Origin of the sequence: Streptomyces sp. NPDC058289, assembly GCF_042880975.1 — a bacterium.
GTDB classification, from domain to species: Bacteria; Actinomycetota; Actinomycetes; order Streptomycetales; family Streptomycetaceae; genus Streptomyces; species Streptomyces stoeckheimensis.
Genome location: NZ_JBHVYI010000022.1, coordinates 74750 through 89131 on the forward strand (window position 1 = coordinate 74750; position 14382 = coordinate 89131).

Genomic DNA, 14382 nt, shown 5'->3' on the forward strand with positions numbered 1-14382 from the left:
GCTCATCCGTGGCTTCCCAGGAGTTCGGCGCCCAGCGGGGTGACGGTGTGCACCACGGATTTGCCGCGTCGGCTCGTCGTGATCAGATTGGCGTTCCGCAGCACCGTCGCGTGCTCGCTTGCCGCTGCGATCGACACGTTAAGGCGCCGCGCCAGCTCGGTGGTGCTGCATCCTTCGGTGGCCACTTGCAGTGCGGCGGCCCGAGTGCGCCCCAGCAGTGCGCCCAGTGACTGGTCAGCGGCCTGCGCCGCAGACCACAACGCGGCGCCCACCTCTGCGTCACCGATGGTGGGAATGGCGAGGGTGGGCGCCGAGGTGTCGTCCTGCGAGTCCCACAACAGTGCCGGGTCACGCCACAGGAAGACCGTCGGCGCGATGACGAGACCGCGCCCCTTGAGGTGGACGTCGACGTGCCGGTGGTAGCGCACCTCCAGTACGGGCGACCGCCACCGCACCAGCGGGACGCACATCCCCTCCAGCAGGCGTTCGATCCCGCCGTCGAGCAGCATCCGTGCAAAGGTCGCCCGTACGCCCTCCACATGGGATCTCGCCCCGTTCCAATAGGGGGCGACGATCGCCTCGTTGCAAGCGGCGAGCCCTGCGGCGAAGTCCCTGCGGGCTTCGAGGTCGCCGGCCGCCAGCTCCCGAGCCCACGACAACTGCGAAGGGTCGAAGGCGATGTGCTCGAGCTCGGTCTGCAAACTGGCGGGCGATGCCCGCATCAGGTTGTCGATTCCCTCCTCGACGGACAGCGTGTCACCCATCAGCACCGTCAGGTCGATGTCCGGGCCGTCCACCGCCAGCAGGCTCGTGAACGGACGGGTCTGCGCACCCAGCCGCCCGCGGACCGCCGCCTGCCAGGGGCGGAAGGGCAGGGCCGCGGCGGCACAGTCGCGCAGCAGCCTCAGGCTGTACATCGTTTCCGCGGCCGCCCCGATCGTCGCGGCCACGCGGGTCCGAGCCAGATCCTCGGCGGTGAAATGAATGCGCAGCACCGAGCATCCCCCATCGCCGTACGCTCTGGCTCCACTTGATCGCCCACCGCAGTCTGTGCCCTGGCTGCGGCTCCGTCCAGAACGTGTTTCAGCCAAGACCCACGGTTCCGGGTTCGTGGGTCCGCGGGATGAACGCGATCGGTCAGCAGGTCTTTCGGTACGGGAGATCCGGGAGGTAGGTGTGCCAGTCGGACCGGGAGAGTTCGGCTCCCGCGCGGGTGCACACGGACTCCGCTACGCGGTCCGGGGCCACCTGGTGGGTGCGAACGGTGCTGTGTTCGCCTGCGCTGTGCAGGGTTTGGCCGTCGGGTGAGAAGGTGACGGCGACGATTCCGTCGCCGGGGGTCGGCAGCGGTGGTCCCAGGGGTTGGCCCGAGTTCACGTCCCAGAGCCGGAGCGTGCCGGAGGCACCCGCCACGGCCAGGGTTCGGCCGTCGGGGGAGAAGGCCAAGGCCGTTGCGGACTTTGCGGAGTCGAGGCCGATCTCGTCGAACCCGGCCGGGAGGGTGGCCAGTCGTCGCTCGGCCTCGCCGTCCCACAGGGTGACCCCGCCCGTCGTGTCACCGACCGCCAGGCGCGTGCCGTCGGGGCTGTAGGTCATCACCCCGCCCCGTTCCATGGTGAGGCCCCCTACGGTGCGTCGGCCGGTGGTGATGTCGAAGGTGTTCGAGGAGGTCGCGAGCAGTCGGCCGTCGGGGCGGACCGCGACCGGGGCGGCTCGGTCGCTCCCCCGGCTCACCACGGAGGACATCCGGTCCTTCGTGAGGTCCTGAGCCCGGGTCCGGCGTCCGCTCGCCACGTCCCGGACGTCCAGGGTGTCAACGCCCGCGCGCGTCGTGAGCAGGGACCGGCCGTCGGGGGAGACGGCCATTCCCGTGATGGGCATCCGGGCGGCGGACGACGGTTTCGGGTCTGCGGGGAGCGGGCGGGCCTTGTTCGCCGACACGTCCCACAGGCTCGGTTCCTGGGCGGTCTCCCGCTGCCCGTCCCCGGCGTCGGAGCCCGCGGCGGGATCGGTTCGGGCATGGGCGAGGGTTCGTCCGTCGGGGGTGAGCGCGAGGAGACCACGGCAGTCGTGTTCCGGGGGCGTTGCGCCGGATCCCGGTGCGGCTTTCGGGCAGTCGGCCGGTGGGGTACGGGCGGTGCGCCGGCCGTCGGCGACGGCGTAGGCCTCGAACCAGGTGCTCGAGCCCTGCCTGCGGTCCACCGCGACGGTCGTGGCGTCCGCGCTGAAGGTGCCCGTCGAGGCCGGGTCCGGGTTCCAGTCCGGTGTCGTGGCCGGTCCGTAGGAGATCGTGCGCACCACGGTGTCCCCGAGTCGGCGTTCGGTCAGGTACCTGATGACGCCGTCCTTCGGGTCGATCCGGAGCTGGGAGGCGGACCCGTTGGCGAGGGAGTAGCGGAAGACCGGTCGTTCGGGCGTGGCGAGGCGCCACATCAGGATCTCCCTGCCGTCGACGGCAGCGGCGAACCGACCGTCGGGGCTGGTGGTCGCCTCGGTCAGTCCGTGGTGGTCGATCCGGGCCGGTTCCCGGCCCGTGATGGGGTCCCACAGGCTCAGGCCGCCCGGTGCTCGGGTCATGAGGACGGCGCCGTCGCCGGTGAAACCGAAGGAGTCGACGGCGCACCCGCCGGGTCGGGTGGCGGGCAGCTCTGTGCCGCGGGTCACGTCCCACACCCTCATGGGCACGTCGGACCGTTCGAAGGGGCTCGCCGCATCCCCTCCCCGGGCGCACAGGGCCAGGTGGCGTCCGTCCGGGCTCAATGCCCACATCGGATGCCGCCCGGTCGGCACCTCCAGCAGGGTGCGGCCGCTGCCTGCGTCCCGGAGCGAAAGCCGGCCGACGGCACCGTCCATGTCCTGGTTGGCGACGACCTGTTCGGCGGCCGTCCAGGCAACCGAAGCGCCCACCGGCCGGGGTACGGCGTCGAGCGGCGTCCCGGACGCCAGGTCCAGTCGACGCGCCCCGCTCCCGGAACCGGGTTCCTTCTCCTCCCGGGACCCCTGCACCAGGGCGGTGCGGCCGTCCGGGGAGATCCCGCGGAACAGAGTGCCCTGGTCGAGGGTCGTCTCCGGGCCGACCGCCGTCCTCTTCGTGACGTCCCAGGCGCGTACGGAGTCCACGTCGACGGTGACCGCGATCCGGCCGTCCGCGCTCAGCCGGACCGGGAGCGCGGGGTAGGAGTGCCAGGGGCCCGCCTCGTCCGGTACGTCGTAGGCGTCGGACTCGGCCTGGACGGACGCCGCCAGCAGCGCCGACCGGGTCTCGGCGGTCTCGGCGACCCGCCAGGCGGCCACGCTCAGCCGCATCGCCAACGCGGGGTCGGAGCTCCGTAGGCCCTGGGCCACGGCTGCCAGCTGACCGGCGGCCAGTTCCGCCCCCTTGGCCTTCCGGATCTCGGCGGCGACCCGCTGCCGGACGTTGTCGCGGCCCTGCTGCCAGGCGGTCGTGCTCGCCACCGTGAGGAGGACGAGGAGGAGGGCGACGACGGAGGTGACGCCGCGACGTATTCGACGCGTGCGGGCGCGGAACGCGAGACCGGCACGCAGGAACTCCCGCTCCGCCGGGATCAGCTCGGCGGAGCGGCCCGCGACCTCGGCGAACGTGGCCTCGGCTTCGGCCAGTTCGCCTCCGCGCAGGAGCGCCCCGGTGTCGCGTCGGCGGGTCAGCCAGTTCTGGGTGGCCTGGGTCAACCGGCGGTGGCGTCGCAGCCGTTCGCGGTCGGTGTCGATCCAGCCGCGCAGCCGCGGCCAGGCGGTGATCAGGGCCTCGTGCGCCAGGTCCACGACGTCCCGGTCCAGCGTGACGAGCCGGGCCCGGGCCAGCCGGTCGAGCACGGCGCCCGCCTCGGCGGCGTCCGGCGAGTCCGGGGGCACGAGGGTGTCGCGGGGTACGGGCCGCCGGGTGTCGGGGGCTCCGTCGCCGGGGGTGATCAAGTTCAGCAGGAGGCGACGCGCGACGGGGGCGCGGTCGGGCCCGAGTGCCGCGTACACCTCCTCGGCGGTCTGGGCCAGGGCTCCGCGCAGACCACCGGCCGCCTCGTGTCCGGCCAGGGTCAGCGTGCGCCCGCGGCGGCGCCGCCAGGTCTCCAACAGGGCGTGGGAGAGCAGCGGCAGGCTGCCGGGTTCGCGGGTGACCTCTTCCACGAGCCGGGCCGTGAGGGCGCGTTCGACGGTGAGGCCGGCCGCCGCCGCGGGGCGCACGATCGCGCCGCGCATCTCCTCGGCGGTCAGCGGGCCCACGGGGAGGGTCGCGGCTCGGGCGGCCTCGGCCAGGGCGGGGTGGGCCAGGCAGTTCGCGTAGAAGTCGGCGCGCACGGCGAGCACCACGCGGATCCGGCTTCCGGGGTGGCGGGCGGCGAGGAGGGCCGCGAGGAACTCCCGTCGTTCGTCGGGGTCAGTGCAGAGGGTGAAGACCTCCTCGAACTGGTCCACGATCAGCCAGGTCTCGCCGTCTCCGGCGGCGGGGGTGAGAACCGGCGCGTGGGTCCGCATCGGGTGTTCGCCGGGGGTGAGGACGCGCAGGGCCGCGGCGGGCGGCAGCGGCGGTGCGGAGCGGCGCAGTCGCGGGATGAGACCGGCCCGCAGCAGGGAGGACTTGCCGCTGCCGGAGGGGCCGAGGACGACGGCGAAGCGGTGTTCGGCGACCAGGGCCGTCAGTTGGTCGGTCAGTTGTTCGCGGCCGAAGAACACCGACTCGTCCTCGGGTTCGAAGCGTGTCAGGCCCCGGTAGGGCGGGGTGCCTCCGCTGTCGGCGGCGTCGAGCTCGAGGGAGGCCAGCGCTTCGGTCGCGGCTTCGGCTTCGGCCTCGCGCCACCGTCGTTCCCATTCCGTCCGGGCGCCGCCGCAGACCTCGGCGTAGGCCAGCGTCACGGGCAGGCTCGGGAGCCGGTTCCCGGCGGCGGCCTGGGAGAGCGCCGTCACCGAATAGCCGGCCCGCGCGGCCAGTTCCCTGTAGGGGACGGAGCCGGCCGCACGGCGCAGTGCGCGGAGCTCACCGGCGAACCGGGCGGTTGGACCGGCCTGTGGATCGAGCGCCTTCTCCGGCCTTCCCGCACCAGTTCCCACGCCGCTCCCCTCCCCCGGGATCAAGATCGTTCCCACCGTAGGCGGGGGCACCAGCAGCCACAAGAGCCTCTTCGGCCACGGAAAACAATTGTTCAGCCGCCCGGATCGAGGCTGCTGAACAATCCGCGAGCCGGTGGACTGCTGCCGTACCCCGGTCGCCGCACGGCCCGGACGGCTCGCTCTCCCCACCCCCGCCTCTCCCCCTAGGGGTCGGTGGGACACGGGCCGACCGGGCCGCGGCGACCGGCGTCACCACACCGCCACGCACACACCGCGTACGCCACGTGCGCCACACGACGGGGCGCGCGCCACGGCTCCGGCCGCCGTGCGCGCCTTCCACAGGAGCAGAGTTGTTCACACGGACCCACAGGCCTCGACAAGCCGCGGGGGCCCTCGCCCTCGCCACCGCGGTCGTCGCCCTCAGCACGGGGCTGACCGGCCCCGCGGGGGCGGCACCCGCCGCCTCCCCCACCAGGAGCACCACGGGCACCCCCGTGACCGTCACGCTGATCACCGGCGACCGCGTCACCGTGAACGGCAGCGGCGCGGTCGTGCGCTTCGAGCCCGGCCAGGGCCGCGAGCGCGTACCGGTCGAGATCGAACGCGCCGACGGCCACACCCTGGTCCTGCCCGCCGACGCCCGGGCCCTGCTGGCCGCCGGCAAGCTGGACCGGCGCCTCTTCGACGTCACCACGCTCGCCGACCCGACCCTGCGCGCACTGCACCGCGGCGGACTCGGCCTGATCGTCCAGTACGAGGGCTCCGCCGGGGCGGCGCGCGCCGAGCTGCGGTCCGCCGCCGGCAGCGGGGCGGGGCGCGCCCTTCAAACGGTCAACGCCGAAGCCGTCAAGGCATCGCCCGCTGACGCCACGAAGGTCTGGGAGGCTCTGACGGAGCCCACTGCGCGCGGCCTCCGCGCCACCGGCGCCGGGATCGACAAGGTCTGGCTGGACGGCGTGCGCAAGGCGAGCCTGGACAAGAGCACGAAGCAGATCGGCGCCGACCGGGCCTGGCAGGCCGGGTTCGACGGCACGGGCGTGAAGATCGCCGTCCTGGACACCGGTGTCGACAAGACCCACGAGGACCTGAAGAGCCAGGTCGTCGCGGAGAAGAACTTCTCCGACTCCCCCGACACCACCGACCGCGTCGGCCACGGCACCCACGTGGCCTCCATCGCGGCCGGAACCGGTGCCGCGTCCGGCGGGGCACTGAAGGGTGTCGCGCCCGGTGCCAAGGTGATCAGCGGCAAGGTCCTCGACGACCGGGGCTACGGCTCCGATTCCGCGGTCATCGCGGGCATGGAGTGGGCCGTCGCCGAAGGCGCAGCCGTCGTCAACCTCAGCCTCGGAAGCCGCGACTTCCCGGGCGTGGACCCGGTCGAGGCCACCGTCGACCGGCTGTCGGCGGAGAAGGGCGTCCTGTTCGCCATCGCCGCGGGCAACGACGGTGCCGGCGAGTCCACGGTCGGCTCGCCCGGCAGCGCCGACGCCGCCCTGACCGTCGGCGCCGTCGACTCCAAGGACGTCCTGGCGGACTTCTCCAGCCGGGGCCCGCGCGTCGGCGACGGCGCGGTCAAGCCCGACCTCACCGCGCCCGGCGTGGGCATCACCGCCGCGGCGGCCCCGGGGAGCAAGCTCGACACCGACCCCGGGGCCCAGCACCCCGCCCCGGGCTACCTGCAGCTCAACGGCACCTCCATGGCCACCCCTCACGTGGCCGGAGCCGCAGCGCTGCTGAAGCAGAAGAACCCCGGCTGGACCGGGACCGAGCTCAAGGGCGCGCTGACCGCGTCCACGAAGGACGGCGCGGTCGGCGTCCAGCAGCAGGGCACCGGCCGCGTCCAAGTGGACAAGGCCCTCGCCCAGACGGTGATCACCGAGCAGCCGTCGGTGTCCCTCGGCACGGCCCAGTGGCCGCACACCGACGATGCGCCGCTCACCAAGAAGATCGCCTACCGCAATCTCGGCACCACCGACATCACCCTCGACCTCACGGTGACCGGCACCGATGCCCGGGGCAAGGCCGCCCCCGCCGGGTTCTTCGCGCTCGGAGCCGACAAGGTGACCGTGCCCGCAGGGGGCCGGGCCGAGGTCGACCTGGCCGCCGACACCCGGCTCGGCGATGTCGACGGCGCGTTCTCCGCCTACGTCACCGCCACCGGCGGCGGCCAGTCGGTGCGTACGGGCGCGGCGGCCGTCCGTGAGGCCGAGGCGTACGACGTCACCATCACGACCGTCGACCGCGACGGCGGCCCTGCCCGCGAGTTCTCCCACTCCCTGTTCGGAATCGGCGGCGCCGCCGACGGCATATGGACGGGCGTCAGCAACGAGTCCGGCACCGGCACCCTGCGTCTGCCCAAGGGCACCTACGCCCTCCACGGCGCCGTGTACCAGGACGGCGCGGACCTCACCAAGGGCGTCGACTGGCTGGTCCAGCCGCGGCTGGAGGTCTCCGGGACCACCACCGTCACGGTCGACGCGCGCACCGCGAAGCCGGTGGACATCACCGTGCCCGGTCTGGCCACGGCCGACTTCGCCCTGCCGTACTACCAGCAGGCGGTCGGCGAAGGCCACCTCGGCAACGGCTGGGTCCTCCCCAAGGGGTACACCGGGTTCCGCTCCGCCCACATGGGGCCGGCGGTGACCGACGGCTCGCTCACGCAGAGCTGGCTGGCGACCTTCCTCAAGGACCCGGCCACCCAGTACTCCGTTGCCCTCGGCGGCGTGACGAACCGTCTCGCCACCGGGTACACGCGGCACGTGAAGGCGACCCAGCTGGCGAAGCTCTCCGTGGACATGGGCGCGCCCGCCCCCGGCAAGTCCGGCTACGCCTACGCCGCCCCCACCCTGCCCGGCATGGCTCAGGGTGACTTCTACGGAGCCGTCCAACCCGCCCCCGGCACCCGTACGCTCCTGCTCTCCGCCCTCGACGGCGCGACCTGGCGGAGCGGGTTCTGGCAGCTCGGCGCCCCCGACCAGGACGGCAACCAGCGCATCGAGGCGGACCAGGCCTCCCTGGAGCCGAAGCGCTACCCGGCGGGCTCGTCCCACCGCGAGACCTTCAACACCGGAGTCTTCTCACCGCTCCTGGGCAAGGGCCTGGGCGTGTCCCGCACCGCGCCCGACCCGGAGACGGGCCTGCAGACCATCACCGCCTCGGTGCCCCTCTTCGCCGACGGCGCGGGACACACAGGCTCCTCGTCCCTCACCAAGACCGCCACCACCCTGTACCGCAACGGGATCAAGGTCGCCGAGAACGAGGACCCGCTGAGCGGTTGGGAGCCGTTCACGGTCGACGGCGCCGACGCCGAGTACCGACTGACCACCTCCGTCGAGCGGTCCCCGGACATCTCCTCCGTCTCCACCCGCATCGACACGAGCTTCACCTTCCGCTCGCGCCAGGTCGCCGCCCAGACCTCGCTCCCGGTCTCCACGGTGCGCTTCCAGCCCTCGCTGGACACGGCCTCCCGCGCCCCGGCGGGCAAGGTCACCCGGATCCCCGTGACCGTGCAGGGCTCGGCTTCCGGGAAGAACCTCAAGTCGCTGACGATCTCCGTGAGCGAAGACGGCGGGACGACCTGGAAGCCGGTCACGGTCACCGACGGCGCGTTCTCCGTCCGGAACCCCGCAAAGGACCGGGGGATCTCCTTCCGGGCCCAGGTCACCGACAAGCAGGGCAACGTCTCCGAGGTCACGATCATCAACGCCTACCTGGGCAAGTGATCTCGCTTCCTTGAGCCGACGGCGGGAGGGGAGGCCGACCCTCGACCTCCCCCGAACCGCCCCGCCCCGCCCCGCCCCGCCGCGAAACACGGCGGGGCGGGGCGGTGGCGCTGCCGGATCACGGCTGCCTTATGCCCGCTGCCGGCCGCCGGTGGAGATGAGGAGAGCCCGAACTCCACCCCCTTTTCCACCCCTGGGTCCAGGTGTCACGGGCCGCCCGATAGCAGCCTTGAGGGCATGACAACGACCGAGTGGATCACCGACATCGCCCTCATCCTGATCGTCTTCCGGCAGCTTCGGGAAGGACGGCTCGACCTCAAGTCCTTCCTGCTCCCGCTGGGGATCGTGGCCTTCGTGGCCTGGTCCTACCTGGACACCATCCCCACCGCGGGCAATGACCTGGCGCTGATCGCGGTCCTGGTGGGCGCGGGCGCCGCGCTCGGCATCGCGGGCGGCGTCTACACCCGGATCCGGACCGTCGACGGACACGTCCTGATCAAGGCCGGAGTGGTGTCGGCGGTCCTGTGGGTCGTGGGCATGGGGGCGCGGATGGGCTTCCAGCTGTGGGTCGAGCACGGCGGCGGCGCCGATGTGGCCCGGTTCAGCGTCACCCACCAGATCACCGGCGACAAGGCCTGGGTGGCGGCGTTCGTCCTCATGGCCCTCACCGAGGTGGTCACACGGCTGGCGACGATCTTCATCCGGAGCCGCACCCACACGGTGGCCCGCCCCGTGCCGGTGCTCGACCGTACGGCCTGACCGTGCAGTATGTTCTGCGCATGCCCCCGCACGAGAGCCCTCCGCCCCCCGGGACGGCAGCCTCCCCGGAGGCCGGACCGGGTCCGGTTCCGGGACAGGATCCGCGGGCCCTGTGGGCAATGAACCTGGCGGTCGTCGTCGTCGGAGTCGTGACGATCCGGCCCATGGGCTTCAGCGGCCAGGGCTTGGCCGTCCTCGTCCTCTTCGTGCTCAACACGGCAGCGCTGCTGGCCCGGGGCCTGCCCGAGAACGCCGTGACCCAGCGGTTCGCGCCCGCCTGGCTGGCTGCCGGCGTCCTCGCGGCGGCCGCTCTGATCGGTGTCAGCAGCAGTGGAACGGGTTACCTCTTCGCCTTCTTCCTCACCGGTCACATCGGCCACCGGCTGGAGCCCCGGTGGGCCCTGGCCCTCGCAGGACTCTGCAGCGCGCTCTGCGCCGGCGTCCTGTACCTCCACCTCGGGCCGGGAGACCAGCAGCTGCCCTGGGCACTCGGCCTCGCCACCGGCGCACCCGTCCTGGTCGGCATCCTCAACCGCAGCCGGCGCCAGGCCGTACGGGCGGCGATCGCAGCGTCCGAGTCGGCCGAACGCGCCGCCCGGGCCGAGGCCCGGACGGCCGTGCTGAGCGAACGCGGCCGGATCGCGCGGGACGTGCACGACGTACTGGCGCACTCGCTGGCCGGGATCAACATGCAGCTGGAACTGACCGACGCGCTGATCGACACCGGCGACCTCGAGAAGGTCCGGGAGGCCAACTCCAAGGCCCACGCCCTGGTCAAGGAGAGCCTGAAGCAGGCGCAGTGGACCGTGCACGCGCTGCGCGAAGACGCCCTGCCGCTCGTGGAGAGCCTGGCCGCGATGGTCGAATCCTCCGGTCACCACGACGCCCTCACCGTCATCGGTGCGGCCCGCGAGCTCCCGGCCCGAGTGACCCAGAACCTGCTGCGGATCGCCCAGGAGGCGCTGACCAACGCCGCCCGGCACGCGCCCGGAGGAGACGTCGGCGTGGAGCTGACGTTCGCAGCGGTGTCGACGACGCTGAAGATCCGCAACCGCCCCGGCACCCGCGAGGTGCACGCGGGGCCCGGCAGCGGCATGGGGCTGATCGGAATGCGCGAACGCGTCGCGCTCCTGAACGGAACCGTCACGGCGGGACCGGTCACCGAAGGGCCGGACCGGGGCGGCTGGCACGTGGAGGCAGTGATTCCGGGATGAGCGAACCGACCGAGGAGCAGCAGAAGTTGAGGGTGGTCGTCGCCGACGACCAGGCCGCCGTCCGGGAGCCGCTCGCCGCGGTGCTCGGCCTGTCCGGGGACATCGACGTCGTCGCAGCCGCCGCGGACGGAACCGAGGTGCTGACGGCGGTCGCCGCCGGACCCGTGGACGTCGTCCTGATGGACCTGAGGATGCCGGTCATGGACGGGATCGAAACGACCCGCCGCCTGACCGAACAGTACCCGCAGGTGGCCGTGGTCGTGCTCACGACGTTCGCCGACGACGACTCGATCCTTGGCGCACTGGGCGCGGGAGCCCGCGGGTACCTGACCAAGAACGCGGGACGCCAGGACATCACCCGGGCCATTCGGGCCGCTGCCGCCGGTCAGTCCGTGCTCGACCGCGAAGTGCAGGACCGGCTGCTCGCCACCGCCAGGGCCACGACCGCGAAGACCTCCGGGCCGGGACCCGCCCTGCCCGAGGACCTCACCCCCCGCGAGCGCGAGGTGCTCGCGCTGATCGGCCAGGGCCTGCCCAACCGGGGGATCGCCGAGAGGCTCTTCATCAGCGAGGCCACCGTCAAGACCCACATCAACAACCTGTTCGCCAAGGCGGGCATCCGCGACCGGGCTGCCGCCGTCCGGCGCGCCATCGAGGCGGGTCTGGCCTGACGCCGTCGCGTCCCTCCTTCCCGCGACGTCGTCGGGCGGCATGCCGGTGGAAGCGCGCTCGAAGCCCGCTGGAAGGCGTGCCGCAACCCTGTTCACACCCCTTACCTACTGGTAACTTGCGGCGCGGTTACCACTGGTAACGCATTTCTCCCCCTGTGATCCACCAAGCGAATCCGAGGGACTCATGCACCGCATCGCCATGGGGAAGCTGGCAACCGCACTGGCCACCGCGCTGACCGTCACCGCCGTCACGGCCTCCACGGCCTCCACGGCCGAGGCCGCCCCCGCCGCCCCGCCGACAGCAGCGGCCTCGGCGGCGGACGACTCGTTCTACACCTACGACGGCAGCACGCCCTTGTCCTCGTACGCACCCGGCACCGTGCTCAAGACGCGGACGCTGCAGTACCACGTCGTCGGCATCCCGACGCCGGTCAAGGCGATCCAGCTGCTCTTCCGCACCGTGGACGCCCAGGGTCGCCCGTCCGCCGGGGTGACCTCGGTCGTGCGCAGCCTCACCGGGGACGGCGGCAGAGCCGTGTCGTACCAGTCGTTCTACGATTCCCTCAACCCCGCGGACTCACCGTCCCGGGCCATCGCGGGCGACGTCTCGCTCGGGGGCCTGATCGCGAACGGCGAGTCCCTCCTCCTGGTGCCCCTGCTGCTGTCGGGCTACAGCGTCATCATCCCGGACACCGAGGGACAGACCGCCGACTTCGCGGCCGGCCCGGAATACGGAACCACCACCCTGGACTCGATCCGGGCCGCGAGCCAGTCCCCGGAGACCGGCCTGAACTCCGGCACCCGGATCGGCCTGGCCGGCTATTCGGGCGGAGCCATCGCCACCCACTGGGCGGCCGCTCTGGCGCCGGGCTACGCGCCGGACGTCGACAAGAGGCTCGTGGGCTACGCCGAGGGCGGGCTGCTCGTCGCCCCCGCGCACAACCTCAAGTACGTCAGCGGCAGCTCCGTCTGGGCCGGCGTCGCACCCATGGCCGTCCTCGGGGCCGCGCGCTCGTACGACATCGACTTCGCGCCCTACCTGAACAGCTACGGCCAGCAGGTGTTCAAGGAGCTCGAACGCGGGTCGATCATCAACGCCCTCGGCCAGTACCCGGGACTGACCTGGAAGAAGATGGTGAAGCCGCAGTACGCGAACCCGAACTCGGTGCCCGCCTTCGTCGAGGCGGTGAACAAGCTCAACCTCGGCTCGGCCCCCACCCCCAACGCCCCCGGGTTCATCGTGCAGGGCGGCGGAGGCGTCCTGGAGGGCACCTTCAGCAACCTCCCGGGCATCGGAAGGGGTGACGGGGTCATGGTCGCAGGAGACGTGCGCGCGCTGGCCCGGCAGTACTGCGACAAGGGCAACACCTCCCTCAAGTACCAGCAGTACGACCTGCTCAGCCACGTCGGCGCCGCCGTGCCGTGGGCACCTTCCGCTCTGGGCTGGCTGAACGACAGGTTCGCGGGCAAGACGGCCCCGTCCGACTGCGGCCGGATCCCTGCGGGTAACTCGCTCGCGCCCGAGGTGCCCACAACGGCGTCCTAAGGGCTGTCCCGTAACCGCGGGCGAGCACGGCAGTGGGCGTCCTGGGCCACTGCGCATCAGAGGAAGTGGAGCTCGACGTCTTTCTCGATACAGAGCCGGAGGACGACGGTCAGCCGTCGGGCGTCATCAATGTGCTGCTGAAGGAGCGGGCCGCCGACCTCTTCCTGCCATTGGCTGATGATCGTCTCCAGGCGGGGCAGGATGGCGGCGCACTGGGTGGCTGAGAGGGCACCTGCGCCGTCGTCCGGGTGATCAAGGAGCGGCTCCAAGGTGGTGGAGACGTCGCTCCAGGGGCGCTTTCCGCCGAAGCCCCTCATCGCCGAAAGGGGGAACCCCTCCGCCTGCGCCAGCCGTCGCCGGAAGGCGGCGAAGCCGGTGTACGACCAGGCGACGTCTGGACTGCTGGTGTCTCCGTCTCCCGGAAAAAGGATCAGTCCCACCCCGTCCTCCTCACTCATCGAGTCCACAGGATCGGCCAGAAGGATCGATGCCGGCAACTGAGATGATCTCAACGTGGCTGGTGTGATCACGGCGTCGGAGCCGTCTTGGATAGCCCCGTTCACCGGGCTGAGCCCGCGCCAGTTCAGGAAGCTGGTGACCGTGCTGCGGCGCGAGGGTGCGGACGCGGTCCGCAGGGGCCGGCCGTGGAGCCTGCCGCTGGAGGACCGGGCCCTGCTGGTCGCGGCGTACTGGCGCACGAACTTGACGATGCGCCAACTCGGCCCGCTGTTCGGGGTGTCCAAGTCGGCGGCGGACCGCATCATCGACCACCTCGGGCCGATGCTCGCCCTCCAGCCCCGCAAACGGTTCGCCAAAGACACCGTGCTGATCGTTGACGGCACCCTGGTGCCGACCCGCGACCACACCATCGCCGCGCAGTCCAAGAACTACAGGTACTCCACCAACCACCAAGTCGTCATCGACGCCGACACCCGCCTGGTCGTCGTGGTCGGCCGGCCGCTGGCCGGGAACCGCAACGATTGCAAGGCATGGGAGGAATCCGGCACCAAAGCCGCCGTCGGCAGAACCATGACGATCGCCGACGGCGGCTACCCGGGCACCGGACTCGTCATCCCCCACCGACGCCACAAAGGCGAAGACCTGCCCGACTGGAAGCAGGCGCACAACAAGTCCCACAAGCAGGTCCGCGCCCGCGTCGAGCACGTCTTCGCCCGCATGAAGACCTGGAAGATCCTCCGCGACTGCCGCCTCAAAGGCGACGGCGTCCACCACGCCATGCTCGGCATCGCCCGCATGCACAACCTCGCCCTCGCCGGATAGACAAGCGGCCCCACCCTCACCGCCCCGGCCCCGACGACTCAAAGATCATTTACGGGACAGCCCTTAGGGCCTGTCTCCTCCCGCAGACAGCGGGAGGGGACGACGACCCGAGAGACGGTCCGTCA

At 72.0% G+C, this 14382-nt stretch carries 9 protein-coding genes; 6 read left to right on the plus strand and 3 right to left on the minus strand.

Annotated features, from left to right (window positions below):
- Nucleotides 1–2: 2 nt before the first annotated feature.
- Both ACFVX6_RS14100 and ACFVX6_RS14105 read right to left on the minus strand, forming a co-directional pair.
- Nucleotides 3–995 (minus strand): ArsR/SmtB family transcription factor, encoded by a 993-nt coding sequence (locus tag ACFVX6_RS14100; protein ID WP_389691125.1) that lies wholly within the window; start codon nt 993–995, stop codon nt 3–5.
- A 142-nt stretch (nt 996–1137) separates the two neighbouring features.
- Entirely contained in the window at nt 1138–5064 is a 3927-nt protein-coding gene (locus ACFVX6_RS14105) for a DNA-binding protein (protein ID WP_389691127.1), read from the minus strand.
- A gap of 350 nt (nt 5065–5414) precedes the next feature.
- On the opposite strand from ACFVX6_RS14105, the gene ACFVX6_RS14110 reads away from it, so the two are divergent.
- The 5 genes from ACFVX6_RS14110 (at nt 5415) to ACFVX6_RS14130 (ending at nt 12976) form a co-directional block, all read left to right on the plus strand.
- Nucleotides 5415–8786 (plus strand): S8 family serine peptidase, encoded by a 3372-nt coding sequence (locus ACFVX6_RS14110; RefSeq protein ID WP_389691128.1) that lies wholly within the window; start codon nt 5415–5417, stop codon nt 8784–8786.
- 237 nt (nt 8787–9023) lie between these two features.
- Nucleotides 9024–9545, plus strand: a complete 522-nt coding sequence (locus ACFVX6_RS14115; RefSeq protein WP_389691130.1) for a hypothetical protein — start codon at nt 9024–9026, stop codon at nt 9543–9545.
- 119 nt (nt 9546–9664) lie between these two features.
- Nucleotides 9665–10759 carry a sensor histidine kinase gene (locus ACFVX6_RS14120; RefSeq protein WP_389691132.1) on the plus strand — a complete coding sequence of 365 codons (1095 nt, stop codon included), beginning with the start codon at nt 9665–9667 and terminating at the stop codon, nt 10757–10759.
- A complete protein-coding gene (locus tag ACFVX6_RS14125) occupies nt 10756–11430 on the plus strand; it encodes a response regulator (RefSeq protein ID WP_389691134.1) in 675 nt (224 codons plus the stop codon). Before ACFVX6_RS14120 ends, ACFVX6_RS14125 begins: the two co-directional genes overlap by 4 nt.
- A 184-nt stretch (nt 11431–11614) precedes the next feature.
- On the plus strand, nt 11615–12976 hold the full coding sequence (locus tag ACFVX6_RS14130; protein WP_389691136.1) for a lipase family protein: 1362 nt from the start codon (nt 11615–11617) through the stop codon (nt 12974–12976).
- A gap of 56 nt (nt 12977–13032) precedes the next feature.
- Here the strand turns inward: ACFVX6_RS14130 and ACFVX6_RS14135 are convergent, their stop codons facing one another.
- Nucleotides 13033–13506 carry a hypothetical protein gene (locus ACFVX6_RS14135; RefSeq protein WP_389691138.1) on the minus strand — a complete coding sequence of 158 codons (474 nt, stop codon included), beginning with the start codon at nt 13504–13506 and terminating at the stop codon, nt 13033–13035.
- Between ACFVX6_RS14135 and ACFVX6_RS14140 the strand changes: the two genes are divergently transcribed.
- Nucleotides 13490–14257, plus strand: a complete 768-nt coding sequence (locus ACFVX6_RS14140) for a transposase (RefSeq protein WP_389691140.1) — start codon at nt 13490–13492, stop codon at nt 14255–14257. The two genes, ACFVX6_RS14135 and ACFVX6_RS14140, sit on opposite strands and share 17 nt — an antisense overlap.
- Nucleotides 14258–14382 lie beyond the last annotated feature (125 nt).